The 16301-nt window shown below is 65.1% G+C and carries 14 protein-coding genes; 2 read left to right on the plus strand and 12 right to left on the minus strand.

Going from position 1 to position 16301, the window contains the following annotated elements; all coding sequences use genetic code 11:
- Positions 1 to 70: 70 nt before the first annotated feature.
- From rlmD to ACP7DD_RS10895, 7 genes are all read right to left on the minus strand, one after another.
- Entirely contained in the window at positions 71 to 1414 is a 1344-nt protein-coding gene (gene rlmD, locus ACP7DD_RS10865) for a 23S rRNA (uracil(1939)-C(5))-methyltransferase RlmD (RefSeq protein WP_426174823.1), read from the minus strand.
- A 95-nt stretch (positions 1415 to 1509) separates the two neighbouring features.
- On the minus strand, positions 1510 to 2526 hold the full coding sequence (gene rpoS / locus ACP7DD_RS10870) for an RNA polymerase sigma factor RpoS (protein WP_426174824.1): 1017 nt from the start codon (positions 2524 to 2526) through the stop codon (positions 1510 to 1512).
- Positions 2527 to 2546: 20 nt separating this feature from the next.
- On the minus strand, positions 2547 to 3515 hold the full coding sequence (locus tag ACP7DD_RS10875) for a peptidoglycan DD-metalloendopeptidase family protein (protein ID WP_426174825.1): 969 nt from the start codon (positions 3513 to 3515) through the stop codon (positions 2547 to 2549).
- A gap of 48 nt (positions 3516 to 3563) precedes the next feature.
- Positions 3564 to 4457 carry a protein-L-isoaspartate(D-aspartate) O-methyltransferase gene (locus tag ACP7DD_RS10880; protein WP_426174826.1) on the minus strand — a complete coding sequence of 298 codons (894 nt, stop codon included), beginning with the start codon at positions 4455 to 4457 and terminating at the stop codon, positions 3564 to 3566.
- A complete protein-coding gene (surE, locus tag ACP7DD_RS10885; RefSeq protein WP_426174827.1) occupies positions 4454 to 5191 on the minus strand; it encodes a 5'/3'-nucleotidase SurE in 738 nt (245 codons plus the stop codon). Before surE ends, ACP7DD_RS10880 begins: the two co-directional genes overlap by 4 nt.
- A 248-nt stretch (positions 5192 to 5439) precedes the next feature.
- Positions 5440 to 7878, minus strand: a complete 2439-nt coding sequence (locus tag ACP7DD_RS10890) for a tetratricopeptide repeat protein (protein WP_426174828.1) — start codon at positions 7876 to 7878, stop codon at positions 5440 to 5442.
- Between the two features lie 10 nt (positions 7879 to 7888).
- Positions 7889 to 8497, minus strand: a complete 609-nt coding sequence (locus ACP7DD_RS10895) for a toll/interleukin-1 receptor domain-containing protein (RefSeq protein WP_426174829.1) — start codon at positions 8495 to 8497, stop codon at positions 7889 to 7891.
- A 195-nt stretch (positions 8498 to 8692) separates the two neighbouring features.
- Here ACP7DD_RS10895 and ACP7DD_RS10900 point away from each other — a divergent pair, with 195 nt between their 5' ends.
- Positions 8693 to 9667 carry an NADPH:quinone oxidoreductase family protein gene (locus ACP7DD_RS10900; protein WP_426174830.1) on the plus strand — a complete coding sequence of 325 codons (975 nt, stop codon included), beginning with the start codon at positions 8693 to 8695 and terminating at the stop codon, positions 9665 to 9667.
- 64 nt (positions 9668 to 9731) lie between these two features.
- Here the strand turns inward: ACP7DD_RS10900 and ACP7DD_RS10905 are convergent, their stop codons facing one another.
- Positions 9732 to 11756 (minus strand): ATP-dependent DNA helicase, encoded by a 2025-nt coding sequence (locus ACP7DD_RS10905; protein WP_426174831.1) that lies wholly within the window; start codon positions 11754 to 11756, stop codon positions 9732 to 9734.
- A gap of 28 nt (positions 11757 to 11784) precedes the next feature.
- A complete protein-coding gene (locus ACP7DD_RS10910; protein ID WP_073212909.1) occupies positions 11785 to 11985 on the minus strand; it encodes a YdcH family protein in 201 nt (66 codons plus the stop codon).
- A gap of 194 nt (positions 11986 to 12179) precedes the next feature.
- Between ACP7DD_RS10910 and ACP7DD_RS10915 the strand changes: the two genes are divergently transcribed.
- Positions 12180 to 12986: a PP2C family protein-serine/threonine phosphatase gene (locus ACP7DD_RS10915; protein WP_426174832.1), complete on the plus strand. Its 807-nt coding sequence runs from the start codon at positions 12180 to 12182 to the stop codon at positions 12984 to 12986.
- Between the two features lie 63 nt (positions 12987 to 13049).
- Here ACP7DD_RS10915 and ACP7DD_RS10920 read toward each other — a convergent pair whose 3' ends face one another.
- The 3 genes from ACP7DD_RS10920 to lpdA are packed head-to-tail and all read right to left on the minus strand — an operon-like array spanning position 13050 to position 16294.
- Positions 13050 to 13682 carry a hypothetical protein gene (locus tag ACP7DD_RS10920; RefSeq protein WP_426174833.1) on the minus strand — a complete coding sequence of 211 codons (633 nt, stop codon included), beginning with the start codon at positions 13680 to 13682 and terminating at the stop codon, positions 13050 to 13052.
- Positions 13683 to 13705: 23 nt separating this feature from the next.
- On the minus strand, positions 13706 to 14803 hold the full coding sequence (gene zapE, locus ACP7DD_RS10925) for a cell division protein ZapE (protein ID WP_426174834.1): 1098 nt from the start codon (positions 14801 to 14803) through the stop codon (positions 13706 to 13708).
- A 57-nt stretch (positions 14804 to 14860) separates the two neighbouring features.
- Complete coding sequence (lpdA, locus tag ACP7DD_RS10930; RefSeq protein WP_426174835.1) at positions 14861 to 16294, minus strand: dihydrolipoyl dehydrogenase; 1434 nt, start codon at positions 16292 to 16294, stop codon at positions 14861 to 14863.
- Positions 16295 to 16301: the final 7 nt, after the last annotated feature.

Raw genomic sequence — 16301 nt, forward strand, 5'->3', positions numbered from 1 at the left:
ACGTCTCGAGAATTGCTGCCCGGCTCGAAACCGCGGTGTCGAAACCGCGGTGTCAGACCTGACACCGGAACTATCGGGGCAACTCGAACACCGCCATCGATTCGACGTGGGAGGTGTGCGGGAACATGTTGACGACGCCCGCCTTCTTCAGCACGTAGCCGGCTTCATGGGCCAGGATGCCGGCGTCGCGCGCCAGGGTCGACGGGCTGCACGAGACGTAGACGATGCGCTCGGGCAGCATGTCCGGATGGCTGGCGCGCAGCCCGGCCAGTGCTTGCGCCAGGGCCATGGCGCCGTCGCGCGGCGGATCGATCAGCATGCGGTCGAACTTGCCCAGCGCAACGAGGTCTTCGGTGGTGACGTCGAACAGGTTGCGCGTGAGGAAGCTGGTCTTGGCCGACAGGCCGTTCGCCCTGGCGTTGTCGAGCGCGCGCTCGGTCAAGCTGGCGCTGCCTTCGATGCCGACCACTTCGGCGCAGCGGGTCGCCAGTGGCAAGGTGAAATTGCCCAGGCCGCAGAACAGGTCGGCGACGCGGTGCTGCGGCTGCACGTCGAGCAGGCGCAGCGCGCTCGACACCAGTACCCGGTTGATCATGTGGTTGACCTGGGTGAAGTCGACCGGCTTGAACGGCATCTTGACGCCGAATTCGGGCAAGGTGTAGAACAGCTCTTTGCCGAGCGGATAGAACGGCGCGGCCGTCTCCGGGCCCTTGGTCTGCAGCCACCACTGGATGGTCCACTGGTCGGCGAAGGCCTTCAACAGCGTCTGGTCGGCGGGCGTCAGTGGCGCCATGATGCGCAGCACCATTGCGGTAACTTCCTCGCCGACGGCCACTTCGATCTGCGGCATCTGGTCGTAGATCGACAGCGCGCCGATCAGCGCGCGCAGCGGCAGCAACATCGCCTCTATGTGCGGCGGCAAAATTTTGCATTGGGTCATGTCGGCAACGAAGGCGGAGCGCTTTTCGTGGAAGCCGACCAGCACCGTGTCCTTCTTGGCCACGTGGCGCACCGACAGCCGCGCCCGGTAGCGATAGCCCCAGGTCGGGCCGTACATCGGGCGCATGATGTTTTCCGCCTTGACCTTGCTGATATGCCAGAGGTTGTCTTCCAGCACGCGCTGCTTCATCGCCACCTGGGCCGATGGCTCCAGGTGCTGCATCGAGCAGCCGCCGCAACTGTCGAAATGCGGGCACTTGGGCGCGACCCGCATCGGCGTGGCGCGGTGCAATTCGGTCATCCGCGCCGCCTCCCAGTTCTTCTTTTTCTTGAACGTCAAAAAGCTGACGCGCTCGCCGGGCAAGGCGCCTTCGACGAAAATCACCTTGCCGCTGGAGCCGTCCTCGTTTTGCAGGTGGCCTACGCCGCGCGCATCCATGTCGAGGGATTTGATGTCAATCTGAATGTCTGGCATAGCGATTCGGCAATAAGAGTCGGCGGGCGCATGGTGCCGGCGGACGATGAATAGTGGGGAAACAAGCGGACTGCGAGCCGTTCAGCCCGGGCGCATCATAGCAAGGAATCGCGCACCACGCCACGGGCGGCCATCGCCCGCTTCAGCTTGACGAGGGCTTCCTGCTGGATCTGGCGCACCCGTTCGCGCGTGACGCCCATTTCCTCGGCCAGCGTTTCAAGCGTGGCCGGATCGTCATTGTCAAGGCCGAACCGGCGCATGACGACGATGCGCTGCTTGTCGGGCAGCTTGGTGAGCCAGTCGCGCACCAGCACCGTCATTTCGTGGTGTTCGGCGCGCGCATCGGGGGTGTCGTCGGCGTCGCCGGGCAGCATGTCCATCAGGCTCGACTGCGGGTCGTTGTCGAGCGGCGCGTCGAGCGAGGTGGCGTGCTCGGACAGCGCCAGGATGTCCTGCACCTCCTCGACCGGGCGGCCGACCAGGTGGGCGATGTCTTCGGCGGTGGCGTCCTTGCCATTGTGGTGCTGGGCTTCGAGGTGGTACTTGGCGCGCAGCACCTGGTTCAGCTCGCGCACCATGTGCACCGGCAGGCGCACCGTACGCGCCTGGTTCATGATGGCGCGCTCGATGCTTTGGCGGATCCACCAGGTGGCGTAGGTGGAAAAGCGAAAGCCGCGCTCGGGCTCGAACTTGTCGATGGCGCGCATCAGGCCGATGTTGCCCTCCTCGATCATGTCGAGCAGCACGACGCCGCGGTTGATGTAGTGCTTGGCGATCGACACCACCAGGCGCAGGTTGTGTTCGATCATCGTCTGGCGCGCGCTGAAGTCGCCCGACTTGGCCAGCGTGGCGAAATGGACTTCCTGGGGCGCGGTCAACAGCGGCCGGGTGCCGATCTGGTTCAGGTAATGCTGGGTGGTGTCGGTCGAGAGCTCGGCCGCCAGGACTTTCTTCAGTTCATCGACGCTGGCCAGCGCCACACCGGGCCCGGGCGCCGCATCCTGATCGGGGCGCTCGCCCTCGTCCGGATCGATCACGCTGTCGTCCGACGGGCCGTCAGCGAAATCGTCCGAACCCGAATCGTCTTCCGGCTGGTGCGGCGGCATTGTCATGGGCGTTTCATGGCATCGGCTTAGCGGGTTGGCAGGAACCTGGACGGATCGACCGGTTTGCCCTGCTGGCGAATTTCAAAGTGCAGTTTGACCGAATCGGCGTCCGAATCGCCCATCTCGGCGATCATCTGGCCCTTGTTTACGTTCTGGCCTTCTTTCACGACAATGCTGCGGTTGTGAGCGTAGGCCGACAGCAAGCTGTTGCTATGCTTGACGATCACAAGGTTACCATAACCGCGGATGCCACTGCCAGCGTACATGACTTTTCCGGCGCCGGCCGCCATCACTTGCTGGCCAGGCCGGCCGGCGATGTCGATGCCCTTGTTCTTGCCTTCGTCGAAGCTGGCGACGATCTTGCCCTCGGACGGCCACATCCAGCTCAGTTTCTCGTCATCGGCCGCGCTGACGGCGCTGCCCTGGACGATGGCCGTGGCCGGTGCGGCGACGACGGCTTTTTCCACTTTCGGCTCCGGCTTGTCGACCTTGTCGGCGTTGTCCGACTTATCCGATTTATCGGCGACCCTGGCGCCGTCGTCTTTCTTCATGTCCGCCAGCGCGGCGTCGCTGTAGGCCCGTTTATCGGCGCGCGGCGCGGTCTTTTTCGGCACCACGGCCACCACCGGGGCCGGACGGCTCTCGGGCATCGCGATCGGCGTCGTTCTCACGGCGGCGCTGTCATGCTCGGGCGGGGCCACGCGCAGGACCTGGTCGACCTTGATGTCGTTCGGGTTGGCCAGGCTGTTCCATGCCACCACGTCGCGGTAATTCTGGCCGTGGTCGAGGGCGATGCGCAGCAAGGTGTCGCCGCGCTTGACGGTATAGGTGCCGCGCGCGTCGTCCTTGGCGTCGTCGGCGGCGGCAGGACGGGTGGCAACGGCGGGCGCAATACGGTCAATGACGGGCGCTTTGCGGTTGGTCGTGTTGCAGGCACTCAGCAATCCCAGGGACAGGGTCAGGGTCAGCAAGGCTAAAGGGCGTGTTTGGTTCATTCTCATCAGTATAGGTGTCGGCAATCCATGGCTTGTCACACAGGCAGCTTAGACGGTGCCGGGGCGCAACGGTACAAAGTGACAAGCTTCGAGTGTTTCACTCATCCAGTCAGCCTTGCCGCAGCGGGTTATCAATTGCAGGTGCTGGACCTGCGCGCCCACCGGCGCGACCAGGCGGCCGCCGATGGCGAGTTGTTCGAGCAACGCCCGCGGGACCTCGAGGCCGGCTGCGGCCAGGATGATGCCGTCGAATGGGGCGACCTGCGGCAGGCCAAGCATACCATCTCCGTAATGCAAGCGCAGGTTAGAAATGCGCAACGGCCGCAAATTCGATTTGGCCAGCTCGTGCAGCGGCCTGATCCGCTCGATCGAGAAGACCTCCTGCGCCACGCAGGCGAGCACGGCGGCCTGGTAGCCGCAGCCGGTGCCGATTTCGAGAACCCGGCCCATCTTGCCGCCGTTGCGCATCACTTCGATCATGCGCGCCACGATGTACGGCTGGGAAATGGTCTGGTGGTGGCCGATCGGCAGCGAGGCGTCGATGTACGCCTGGGCCGACAGCGCCGGCTCGATGAACATGTGGCGCGGCACCCGTTCGAGCGCGGCCAGCACCAGCTGATCCTGCACGCCCTGCTTGGCGACGCGATTGACCATCTGGCGCCGGATGGCGTCCGACACCATCAGATCCGGACGCGGCGCGCTCGGCGTTGCCGGCTGGGCTCGCTGCAGCGCTTCACTGTGCGACTTCGACGGCGCCGCCCGCAAGGACGGGCTCGCATACGGCGCCAGCACCGCGGTACGGGCAGCGTTGCGCGTTGCTGTCTGCGGCGTGGCCACCGGTGCCGGCGAGTAGGCGCCCGGCTTGCGTTCAGCCGGCCGGGTCAGCGACGACAGCGGCAGCGGGAAGTTGCTGTTTTTCGGGGCGCCGAATCGATCTTTCATGCCAAATCCCGTGCCAGCTGAACGAGCTGCGTCTTGTGGGTCAGGTCGACCTGCAGCGGCGTGATCGACACCTGGCCCTGGGCGACGGCGTGAAAATCGGTGCCTTCGCCAGCATCGCGGGTGGCGCCGGGCGGGCCGATCCAGAAGATTTCACGGCCACGCGGGTCGAGCGCGCGGATCACCGGCTCGGCCTGGTGGCGGCGGCCGAGCCGGGTGGCGCGGATCGCACCGAGCTTGTCGTAGGGCAGATTCGGAATGTTCACGTTGAGCAGCCACGGCGCGGCCAGCTCGTCGAAGCGGCGCAGCACGATGTCGCGCGCCAGCCTGGCGGCGGCGTCGATGTGGGTCCAGCCGTGTTCGGCTTGCGAAAAGGCGATCGCCGGGATGCCGAACAGGTAGCCCTCGGTGGCGGCGGCGACGGTGCCGGAATACAGCGTGTCGTCGCCCATGTTGGGGCCGTTGTTGATGCCCGACACGACCAGGTCGGGACGGTAGTCGAGCATGCCGGTGAGCGCGACGTGGACGCAATCGGTCGGCGTGCCGTTGACGAAATAGAAACCGTTGGAAGCTTGCTGAACCGACAAGGGGCGATCGAGCGACAGAGAATTCGACGCGCCCGAGCGATTGCTGTCGGGCGCGACCACGACGATGTCGGCAACCGCGGCCAGCGCCTCGGCCAGGGCATTGATGCCCGGGGCGAGATAGCCGTCGTCATTACTGATAAGTATTCTCATGCAGCAATTTTACCCGAAGCAACGCCAGCATCGGCGCGATGGGGAAAACTATCGTTGCAGCGCCAACACACCGTTGTCAGGATGATTGCGAACAGGCCTGCCACGCGCGCTACCACCTGCAGAAATGACGCCCATCCGAGCGCGGACCTATTCTGATCGCCTTCAACGCATATTGTGACGTTGAATGGGTCCCACTGGCGCGAGAATGACGTAGAAAAATCGTTGCAGTAGTGCGCTACTTCCCTGGCCTATTGCCCGCCGGCCTGCTTGCCGCCGGCCGCTTCGAGCAGTGCCTCTTCGAAGAAGGACTGCACCGCTTCGCCGAATGCCAGCAGGGCATCCTTGTCGCCCTGGTGCATGTAGACCTCCTTGATCATCTTCACGCCCTTGCGCCGCAGCGGCGTGGCGACGTTCGGCCCCAGCACCATCGGCGACAGGCTGTCGGCCAGCTCGCGCGCTTCCCGCGGACTGTGCAGCTTCAGGTCCTTCAGCTTGTCGAGTTCCTGGGCGAGCGACTTCGGGCTGGCGGCCGCGCCGCGCACTTCGAGGATTGCCGCCTTGGTGCCCAGTTCACCGCGGTCGGACTCGTGCGGCCCGGACGCCATGCCGATATGGCGCAGGCGGTCGTTGCCTTTCTGTACCGTCTCGCTCAGTGTCCGCGCGGCGCTGGTGTTGCCCTGGCTCGACAAGGTCTCCGACAGCAGTTTTTTACTGTAGAGCGTTTCGATGTCGTCCATGCCAAGGATGCGCTCGTGCAGATTGACGACGTGCTCCTGCAGGGAGCGCGCGGCGTCGAGGTAGCCCTTTTCGCCCAAGGTGCTCGACAGGCGCAGCTGCGCGCTGAGCGTATCGGGATGCTCGGCGCCAAGACGCAGCTTGTGCGAGCGCACCAGCGTTTCCTGGATCGCCAGCACGGCATCGAGGTCGCCGCGCACGGCGAGAATTTCGGCCAGCGCCTCGCGCGCCTGCACCGTGTAGCGGTGCTCGGCGCCGGCATGGCGCTCGCGCGCGCGCACCACCGACTCCTGCAGCTTGATGGCCTGGGCCGTTTCGCCCAGCTGACACAGCAGCAGCGACAGCCGTTCGGTGCTGCGCAGCGTGTCCTCGTGCTCGCTGCCGAGCAGGCGTTCACGGCCGAACCGCACCCGCTCGTACAGGAAACGCCCCCGTTCAGGGTTGCCGGAAGAAATGATGGTGTCGGCCTGGGCGGCAATGCTGGCCAGGGTCATCACATGGTCGGGGCCGGACAGCTTGTCCCACGCCTCGACGATCTGTTCGTGCAGCGGCAGCGCCGCGGCGAAGTCGCCCAACTGGGCCAGCGTGGCGGCCAGGCCGGACTGGGCGGCCAGCGTGTCGGGATGGTCGGCGCCGAACAGGCGCTGGCAGTCGTCGGCCAGCTGTTCGTACAGGAACTTAGCTTCGTCGAGCTTGCCGACCTTGCGCAGCAGGTCGGCCAGGCAGGAACGGCTGAGGCGAGTGTCGGCGTGGTCTTCGCCGAGCAGGCGCTGGCGCAAGCGCGTGCTTTCTTCGTAGCATTGCTGGGCCTGGCGCTCGCGGCCCTGGCGCCGGTACAGGTCGCCCAGGCGCTTCAGGTCGGCCGCCAGCGGCACCGACACGGCGGTGGAAATGCCGTCGGCCGACAGCAGGCGGGCAGCCGAGATGTTGGTCAGCAGGCCGACTTCGGCGTGCGATTGCCAGGGAAAGTGGCCGTCGGCGACCCAGTCGAGCAAGGTCTCGAAAGTACGGGTCAGCGAAAAACGGTCGCCTTCGGGGTCGGCGCGCACCGACAGATGGTCACCGCTGGACATGGCGTTGGTTTGCTGCAGCTGCACTTCGTCGAGGTAGCTGTCGAGCGAGAGCTGGGCCAGTCCGTATGATTCACGCAGCAGCTTTTCGAGCGCCGGCTGGTAGCCGGCCAGGCCTTTTTGCGGGTCGCCGCGGCGCCACTGCAGCCGGCGCGCGCAGTCGGCGCTGTCGATCGAGCACGGCAGCGGGTAGACCAGCAGCGGGCGCTGTGCCTCTTCGTGGCTGCAGCGGTATTCGATGCTGCGGGTGACCACGCCGGCGAGGCCTTCGAGGCTGCGCTGGTTCGGCGTAAACAGCGCCACCAGCTTGCGCGGCAGCAGCGTGGTGCAGATGCTGACGGCGGCCGAGCGGCCACTGCGGGCGTCGACCAGCACGTGGCGGAAGCGGCGCGCCAGGTGGTCGGCGAAGCAGCGAAACAGCGCCGGGCAGGCGGCGAACAGGCCGTCCCAGTCCACGCGGTCGGCACGCTCGCCGTAGCGGTCGTCGAAGCGGCCGGCGCGCATCAGGTACAGCGGACGGCTGTGATCGACACGCTCGACGTATGGCTCCCAGTCGACCGCCTCGAGCACCTGGCGAGCCATCTTGACGTCGCTGAGCGGCGCGGCGGTGCGCGCCAGCAGCTCGATGTGGTCGCGGCAGGCCTCGAAATATTCGAGCAGGCCGGGACGATCGTCATGCTGGTCGAAGTAGTGGTGCAGGCCAGGCGATTCGGTGTCCCAATCGATCATGAGCACCGGCACCGTGGCGTTGTTGCGCCCCGCCAGCAGCACTGCCATGTTCGACAGCGCCACACTGCGCGCCGTTCCGCTCTCGAATGAGTAGAACGTGGTCACTTCGCCGGCAGCGGTTATCGGCGGTAGCGTAATACGGGTCATTTCCATAGAACCCCTTTTATTTTTTTGGGAACAATACTTCCGGTATGTCGCGCCATTCAGGTGGGACATCCGGAAGCACGAAATGGTTGCAGTCGTGGCTCGCAGGCGTGTACATTTTCTGGTACTGATAGTGCAACACGATGCGCTTGACGATCTTGTCGATGTCGGGGATGAAGTCGATGTTCGACTTCAGGTCCGCGGTGGCCATCGTGAAATGCGAAAAGTCCACGTACAGGCTCGAATTGGTAATTTGCGGCGGCAGCTTGGTCGGGTGGCGCGTCATGATGACCGGGATGATCAGGTGGCTCGGCAGGTCGTACCACTGGCTGCGTTCGGCCTCGAGCAGCTGCATCGCCGCGTACTCGCGCCGGGTGTAGGGATGGGCCTCGTACTTCGGCGTGTAGATCATGATCATGCACACGCTCTCGCACATGGCGCGGGCGATTTTCCGGTCGAGGTCGTCCCCGCCGCCGAGTTGCTCATGGTCGACGAACAGCTCGTCCTCGTTGTCGAAATACGGTTCCAGGTAGCAGCGCAGCGCATCGGCGAGCGCGGTTTTGAAGCGGAGCATCAGGTCGTGGCGGCCATGTGCATAACTGAAGAAACAGCCATAACGGATTGCCATTTCTACCTCCCCATTTACAAAATGCTAACGGCGCGCTCGCATCAAGACTGTAACAAGCTCGACACTTGCCACTTTGCGCGAACGCAAAACCTCCTGCGGCCTCAAGCGCATTGGCAGAGGGCGCGAGAACGGGCATAATCAAAAATCAAACGGTCGTACTATTTTTTAATTAAACACAAGCAAGCGGAGACGGCGATGAAAGCGGTGGTATGCAAAGCGTGGGGGCTGCCAGACAGCCTGGAAGTGCAGGACTTGCCCGACCCGGTGGCGGGACCGGGCGAAGTGGTCATCGACGTCAAGGCGGCCGGCGTCAACTTTCCGGACGTACTGATCATCCAGGGCAAGTACCAAGTCAAGCCGGCCTTGCCGTTTACGCCGGGCAGCGAACTGTCGGGCGTGGTGCGCGCGGTCGGTGACGGCGTGGCCAGCGTCAAGGTCGGCGACAAGGTGATCGCGTTCACCGCCCAGGGCGCGTTCGCCCAGCAGGTGGTGGCGCCGGCGCAGGCCGTGATGCCGATGCCGCCCGGCATGGACTTCGACACCGCCGCCGCCATCACCCTCACCTACGGCACGTCGCACCACGCGGTCGTCGACCGCGCCGCGCTGAAGGCTGGCGAGACGATGCTGGTGCTGGGCGCGGCCGGCGGCGTCGGGCTGGCGGCGATCGAGATCGGCAAGGCGCTCGGCGCGCGCGTGATTGCGGCTGCCTCGAGCGACGACAAGCTGGCGGTGTGCCGCGAGCACGGCGCCGACGACACCATTAATTACACGACGGCCGACTTGCGCGAAGCGATCAAGGCGGCGACCGGCGGCAAGGGACCTGACGTCATCTACGACCCGGTCGGCGGTGCCTATGCGGAGGCGGCGTTTCGCTCGATCGGCTGGCGCGGGCGTTACCTGGTGGTGGGCTTTGCCAACGGCGAGATCCCGAAGTTGCCGTGGAACCTGATGCTGCTGAAAGGCGCCTCGGTGGTCGGCGTCTTCTGGGGCGAGTTCGCCAAGCGCGAGCCGAAAGCGAACATGGGCGCGATGCGCCAGCTGCTGGGCTGGCTGGCCGAGGGCAAGATCAAGCCGCGCATTTCCGGCCGCTATGCGCTGGCGGACACGGCGAGGGCGCTCAACGACATGGCGGCGCGCAAGGTCACCGGCAAGGTCGTCATCGTGCCCTAGCAGAAAACGGGGTCAGACCTAGGTCTGACCCCGTTTTTGAGACAAGCCTGGAGCGGCTGCGCCTTCAGGCTGCCGGTGGCTTGAAGAAGTCGAGGACTTCGGACTGCAGGCGGGTGCGCTTGAACGGCGGCAGGCTTTGCCAGACGCGCTTGCCGTAGGATTTGGAAATGAGGCGCGGGTCGCAAATCATCAGCACCCCGCGGTCGGTCTCGTCCCGGATCAAGCGCCCGGCGCCCTGCTTGAGGTTGATGATCGCTTCCGGCAAGGTGTGGTGCATGAAGCCGTTCATGCCCTGCTTTTCCATGACGTCGATGCGCGCGGCCAGCACCGGGTCGTCGGGCGGGGCGAACGGCAACTTGTCGATGATGACGAGCGACAGCGCGTCGCCGCGCACGTCGACGCCTTCCCAGAAACTCTGGCTGCCGACCAGCACCGCGTTGCCGGCGCTGCGGAACGAGTCGAGCAATTCGGTGCGGCCGCGCTCGCCCTGGACGAACAGCGGGTACGCGAGGCCGCGGTCGGCAAAATCCTTGCGTAGGCGCTCGGCGACGTGCTTGACGGCGCGGTTGGTGGTGCACAGGAAGAACGTGCGCCCGCCGGCCGCCTCGATCACCGGCAAGGCGCAGTCGACGACCGCGTCGGTGTAGCCGACCGCGTTCGGGTCGGGCAGCCCGATCGGCACGTACAGCAAGCCCTGCTGCTCGTAATCGAACGGACTCGGCCAGGTCTGCGCCGGCTCGCCCGTCAGGCCCATCTGGTTGGAGAAGTGCTTGAAGTCGTTCTTCACCGCCAACGTGGCCGAAGTGAAAATCCAGCTGCGCGGCGTGCCTTCTCGCTGGTTGTTGAAAATCGGCGCGATCGACAGCGGCGTCTTGTGCAGCTGCAGCGATGACGAGAACGCCTCGACCCACAGCACCGCCTCGTCGCCCTCGACCATCTTGCCCTTGCCATCAGCCTTCCAGCCGTCCAGCGACTGCGCCAGTTCCACCGCGCGCACGCGCACCTGCTCGATCGTCTCGGCGCGCGCGGCCTGCTCTTCGAGCACGCCGATCATCGCCGCCAGCTGCTCCTTGACGGTCGCCAGCGCCGGGAAGAAATCCGACGACGGCGTGATCTGCGCCAGCGACATGCGCATAATGTCTTGCGGGAACGTCAGGCGCAGGTCGCGCGCGGCCTTCTCGACCACGGTGACAACCTTGGCCCAGTCGGCGCCGCCGCGCGCGTGCGCCAGGCCCTCGGCCAGCACGTCGCGGCACAGCTCGAGGATCTGCGAGGTCGACACCGTCTGGCCGAAGAACAAGGTGGCGGTGTCGGGCAGCTGGTGCGCCTCGTCGAAGATGATGGTGTTGGCCGACGGCAGCAGCTCGGCCACGCCGGTGTCCTTCAGCGCGACGTCGGCGAAAAACAGGTGATGGTTGACGACGACGACGTCGGCCTGCTGCGCTTCACGGCGCGCCTTCATGACGAAGCAATCCTGGTAATACTGGCACTCGGCGCCCATGCAGGTGTCGCGCGTCGACGTCACCAGGTTCCAGATCGAGGCGTTTTCCGGCACCTTGGCCAGCTCGGCCTTGTCGCCGGAGCTGGTCATCTTGATGAAGCGCGAGATTTCGCGCAGGTGGCCGATGTCGTCGCGCGAAGTCATGCGGCCATTCTGCATCGTGCGCTCGAGGTGGTAATGGCAGACGTAGTTGGAGCGGCCCTTGAGCAACGCCACCGAGACCGGGGCGCGCAAGGCGGCGCGCACGGTCGGAATGTCGCGCAGGAACAACTGGTCCTGCAGGTTCTTGGTGCCGGTCGAGACGATCGTCTTGCCGCCCCACAGCAGCGCCGGCACCAGGTAGGCGAAAGTCTTGCCGGTGCCGGTGCCGGCTTCGGCGATCAGGGTCTTCTGGTCGGCAATGGCTTGCGCGATCGCCTTGGCCATCTCGGTCTGCGAGCGGCGCGGGCTGAAGCTGCCGACGGCGGGCGCGAGCGGGCCGCCTGCGCTAAACAGGCGGTCGATGTCGGCGTCGTATTTGCCGACTGGCAGAGCGCCGTGGTCGGCGGCGTCGGGGCTGTCGCCTGGCGCCTGGATGGAGTCGGTCAAAATGGCATTTCAGTGAAGCGAAGACGGATCAGGCCGGAACATCCGGCACCAATTGCATTTTCAACAGGGTGATGTGGTCTTTCAACTGCAGCTTGCGCTTCTTGAGGCGGCGCAGCTGCAACTGGTCGTGATGGCCGTCCAGGATCAGCATATCTATGACCGCGTCGAGGTCCCGATGTTCCACGTCGAGTTCGATCAGCCGCCGCTGGATTTCTTGAACATCCGTCATTTTTTGCTGTTCCCAACAGAATATTACAAAAACTTTGAAATGGCGCCCCTCGAACCGCATACAATCTGGAGCAATTGTGTCGCGACGCTAACTAGTAACTGCTTGCAACATTTGCCGTAAACAGTGCATAGTTTAATCTACCGAGACGTTGCCGCCAACATAGATTAGGACCAGGGGCGCGAAAGCCCACGTTTATGAAACCATACAAGCTCGAAGCCGGGACCGCGCAGCACATCGGTAACCGACCACAACAGAACGACCGCAGCGCCATTTTCACCGGTGCGCGCGCCCCAGGCTACGTGCTGGCGGTGCTGGCCGACGGCATCGCCGGCGGCTCCACCGCCTCCGAGCAGGTGCTGCATACGGCCAAGCAGCTATTCGACGAATTCAAGCCGGGCGACAATCCCGGCGTCGAGCGACTGGCCACGCTACTGCGCGATATCGTCCACGAGACCCACCTGGTCATCAAGATGAACGGCATTGCCACCGAAACCGAACCGCAGTGCACCTTTGCCGGACTGATCATCACCCCTGGCGGCCAGGCGGTATGGGCCCATGTCGGCGATTCGCGCGTGTATCGTTTCCAGCAGGGCGACTGCAAGGCGCGCACCAGCGACGCCAGCTATATCGACCACCTGATGGGCACCGAAAAGCTGCCGGCCGAGTCGGCCCGCAACCACCGCCACTCGAAACTGCTGGTCAATGTGCTGGGCAACAGCCGCAAGGAACCGTTCGTCGCCATCGGCAGCCAGGAAGCGCTGGGCACCGGCGACGCGTTCCTGCTGTGTTCGGATGGCTTGTGGCATTTCTTCACCGACGCCGAACTCGGCGCCGTGCTGAGCAAGAGCGCGCCGCGGCAGGCGTCCGAGATGCTGATCGACAAGGCCGCCGAACGCGCCCAGGGCAAGGGCGGCAACTGCACCATGGCGATCATCAAGCTGGTCAAGCCGGCCAAGGATGTGCCGAACTACACGGTGCAGAAGATGGGGCGCGCGGTTTAAGTCGAGCTCTCAACGCAGCGATTAAGGTCGTCCTCGCGCGAGCGAACGAATTTATTGCACAGTTTACTTCTTTGCAGCGGCTTCGGCTGCCCGCGCTTTTTTGCGCTCTTCTACCTTGCGCTGCCGCTCTTCCGATTCGCGCTTGCGCCTGTCGTAGGCGGTGACACTGTCGGCGCGCTTGCCGGCGTCGGCCTGCTCCTGCGCTGCCAGCTTCTTCGCCTTGACGGCCTGCTCGGCGGCGACGTCGCGCGCGCGCTTCGGTGCCGTCGGCGCCTTCTCTTGGGCTCGCGGCGGCGGCGGCTCGGCCGCGCGTTTCGCCTCGTCCGCCTTGAATTGTGCCTCGCTCCTGGCCAGCTCGCGGTCACGCTCGTCGACGGTTGCCTGCCGCTTGTAGCGGGATGCCTCGACTTCGATCACGCGCAAACCGGCCAGCGCCAGGCGGCGCTTCTCGCGCGCGGTGTCGAGGCAGCGGTTGACCAGGAACTTGGTATAGCAGACCTGCTCGCTGGCGGCGAATTCGGCTTCGGCGGCGGCGCGCTGCCGCGCCGCCTGCGCCAGCTTGACGTCGGCGTCGGCCACCGATTGCGACGGCGGCGCGCTCGGCGCCGCTTCCGGCGCCTTCACGGCGGCGCAGCCGGCCAGCGCCGCCAGCAGCAGCGCGGCAGCGACGGCGCGCAAGGAAATATGCTTCATCATGGTTGTTCGATCCTTTGTCGGCATCAGGCGATCGCCTCGGTGGCGTCGCGGCGCGCAGTATCCATGTACTCGCGCGACTGCATTTCAATGATACGCGAGACGGTGCGGTGGAACTCATTCGACAGCACCCCTTCCGTGTACAGCTCTTCGGGCGGGACCTCGGCCGACATCAGCAGCTTGACCTTGTGATCGTAGAACACGTCGACCAGCCAGGTGAAGCGGCGCGCCTCGGACGAATGCGAAGCGGACATCGCCGGTATCGACGACAGCACCACGGTGTGGAAGCGGCTGGCGATCTCCAAATAGTCGTTCTGCGAACGGGGGCCGCCGCACAGCGTGGCGAAGTCGAACCAGATGATGCCGCCGGCGCGGCGCAGCGCGCGGATCTCGCGCTGTTCGATGCGCACGCGCGGGTCTTCGTCGGCCGTCTCGGCGATCTTCGCATACGCCACGCGCAGCGCTTCGTCGGCGGCGGCGCCGAGCGGCGTGTAGTAGCTCTCGACCTGCTCGAGCGCGCGCTTGCGGTAGTCGACGCCGGCGTCGACGTTGAGCACGTCGAGCTTGTCCTTGAGCAGCGCGATGGTCGGCAGCATGCGGTCGCGGTGCAGGCCGTCCGGGTACAGCAAATCCGGGTCGTAGTTCGACGTCATGACGAACGAGACGCCATTTTCGAACAGCGCCTTGAGCAGGTTATGCAGGATCATCGCGTCGGCGATGTCGGAGACGTGGAACTCGTCGAAGCAGATCAGGCGGTATTTCTTGGCGATGCGCAGCGCCACTTCGTCGAGCGGATCGGCAACGCCTTTGAGCTCGTCGAGTTGGCGATGCACGCCGCGCATGAATTCGTGGAAGTGCACGCGCGTCTTGCGCACCAGCGGCACCACCGAGTAAAAGCTGTCCATCAAAAACGATTTGCCGCGCCCCACCCCGCCCCACAGGTAGACGCCGCGCGGCACGTCGGGCCGGTTGACCAGCCGCTTGAAGCTCGACGAGCGGCGCGACTTGTAGTGCACCCACTGCTCGTAGAAGCGCTGCAGGCGGTCGACCGCCTTCTGCTGGGCCTGGTCGGACTGGAAGCCGCGCTGGGATAGCGCATGCTGGTAAAACTCTTGAACATTCATGGAGGCACGGACAATGCAAAACGGGCCGGCTTTGGCGGCCGGCCCGGTGGGGGACTATCAGAAGTTGAGCGAACGCTTGTCGACGGCGAGCATGGCTTCCTTGGTCGACTCCGACAGCGACGGGTGCGCGTGGCAGATACGGGCGATGTCTTCCGACGAGGCGCGGAACTCCATCGCCACGACCGCTTCCGAGATCAGCTCGGAGGCCATCGGACCGACGATGTGCACGCCGAGGATTTCGTCGGTGGTGGCGTCGGCCAGCACCTTGACCATGCCCGACGTGTCGCCCAGCGCGCGCGCGCGCCCGTTCGCCATGAACGGGAACGTGCCGGCCTTGTAGGCGACGTTGGCCGCCTTGAGCTGCTGCTCGGTCTGGCCGACCCAGGCGATTTCCGGCGACGTGTAGATCACCCACGGCACCGTGTTGAAGTTGACGTGGCCGTGCTGGCCGGCGATGCGCTCGGCAACCGCGACGCCCTCTTCTTCGGCCTTGTGCGCCAGCATCGGGCCGCGCACGACGTCGCCCACCGCCCACACATTCGGCAAGCTGGTCTTGCAGTCGTCGTCGACGGCGACGAAGCCGCGCTCATCGAGCTTGAGGCCGACCGATTCGGCGTTCAGGCCGATCGTGTTCGGCACGCGGCCGATCGAGATGATCAGCTTGTCGAAGACGGCCGTCTGCGCGGCGCCCGCGGCGTCGGCGTATTCGACCGTGACGTTGTTCGCGCCTGGCGTGATCTGGCCGATCTTGCAGCCGAGGCTCACCTTCAGGCCCTGCTTGGTAAACAGCTTGTGCGCTTCCTTGGCGATCTGCTCGTCGACCGCGCCGAGGAACGTCGGCAGGCCTTCGAGGATCGTGACGTCGGCGCCGAGGCGGCGCCATACGCTGCCCATCTCGAGGCCGATGACGCCGGCGCCGATGACGCCCAGCTTGGCCGGCACCGCGTCGATGGCGAGCGCGCCGCTGTTCGACAGGATCAGCTTTTCGTCGAACGGTGCGCCGGGCAGTTCGCGCGCGTTGGAGCCGGTGGCGACGATCACGTGCTTGGCGGCGAGCGTGTCGGCGTTGGCGCCGGTGACGCTGATGCTGTAGCCGCCAACAGCTGTGCCGGCAAAGGCGCCGCGGCCGTGGAAGAAGGTGACCTTGTTTTTCTTGAACAGGAACAGGATGCCTTCATTGTTCTGTTTGACGACGACGTCCTTGCGCTTCAACATCTGCGGCAGGTTCAAGGTCAGGCCGGCGACGTCGATGCCGTGGTCCTTGAAACCGTGGCCGGCGTGTTCGAAGTGTTCGGACGACTGCAGCAGCGCCTTCGACGGAATGCAGCCGACGTTGGTGCAGGTGCCGCCTGGCGCGGGGCCGCCCTTGGCGTTGACCCATTCATCGATACAGGCGACCGAAAAGCCCAGTTGAGCGGCGCGGATGGCGGCGATGTAGCCGCCAGGTCCGGCGCCGATGACGACGACGTCAAATTGTTTGGAAGTGCTCATTGATTGA

It is taken from the genome of Massilia sp. TWR1-2-2 (assembly GCF_049897565.1).
Taxonomy (GTDB): Bacteria; Pseudomonadota; Gammaproteobacteria; order Burkholderiales; family Burkholderiaceae_D; genus JAFCUW01.

What these genes read in the sequence shown, in the direction of transcription:
- lpdA (WP_426174835.1), bottom strand. Translation starts at nt 16,294, where the DNA reads ATGAGCACTTCCAAACAATTTGACGTCGTCGTCATCGGCGCCGGACCT.
- surE (WP_426174827.1), bottom strand. Translation starts at nt 5,191, where the DNA reads ATGAGAATACTTATCAGTAATGACGACGGCTATCTCGCCCCGGGCATC.
- ACP7DD_RS10910 (WP_073212909.1), bottom strand. Translation starts at nt 11,985, where the DNA reads ATGACGGATGTTCAAGAAATCCAGCGGCGGCTGATCGAACTCGACGTG.
- ACP7DD_RS10920 (WP_426174833.1), bottom strand. Translation starts at nt 13,682, where the DNA reads ATGATGAAGCATATTTCCTTGCGCGCCGTCGCTGCCGCGCTGCTGCTG.
- ACP7DD_RS10890 (WP_426174828.1), bottom strand. Translation starts at nt 7,878, where the DNA reads ATGGAAATGACCCGTATTACGCTACCGCCGATAACCGCTGCCGGCGAA.
- ACP7DD_RS10915 (WP_426174832.1), top strand. Translation starts at nt 12,180, where the DNA reads ATGAAACCATACAAGCTCGAAGCCGGGACCGCGCAGCACATCGGTAAC.
- rpoS (WP_426174824.1), bottom strand. Translation starts at nt 2,526, where the DNA reads ATGACAATGCCGCCGCACCAGCCGGAAGACGATTCGGGTTCGGACGAT.
- ACP7DD_RS10900 (WP_426174830.1), top strand. Translation starts at nt 8,693, where the DNA reads ATGAAAGCGGTGGTATGCAAAGCGTGGGGGCTGCCAGACAGCCTGGAA.
- ACP7DD_RS10875 (WP_426174825.1), bottom strand. Translation starts at nt 3,515, where the DNA reads ATGAACCAAACACGCCCTTTAGCCTTGCTGACCCTGACCCTGTCCCTG.
- ACP7DD_RS10895 (WP_426174829.1), bottom strand. Translation starts at nt 8,497, where the DNA reads ATGGCAATCCGTTATGGCTGTTTCTTCAGTTATGCACATGGCCGCCAC.
- rlmD (WP_426174823.1), bottom strand. Translation starts at nt 1,414, where the DNA reads ATGCCAGACATTCAGATTGACATCAAATCCCTCGACATGGATGCGCGC.
- zapE (WP_426174834.1), bottom strand. Translation starts at nt 14,803, where the DNA reads ATGAATGTTCAAGAGTTTTACCAGCATGCGCTATCCCAGCGCGGCTTC.
- ACP7DD_RS10880 (WP_426174826.1), bottom strand. Translation starts at nt 4,457, where the DNA reads ATGAAAGATCGATTCGGCGCCCCGAAAAACAGCAACTTCCCGCTGCCG.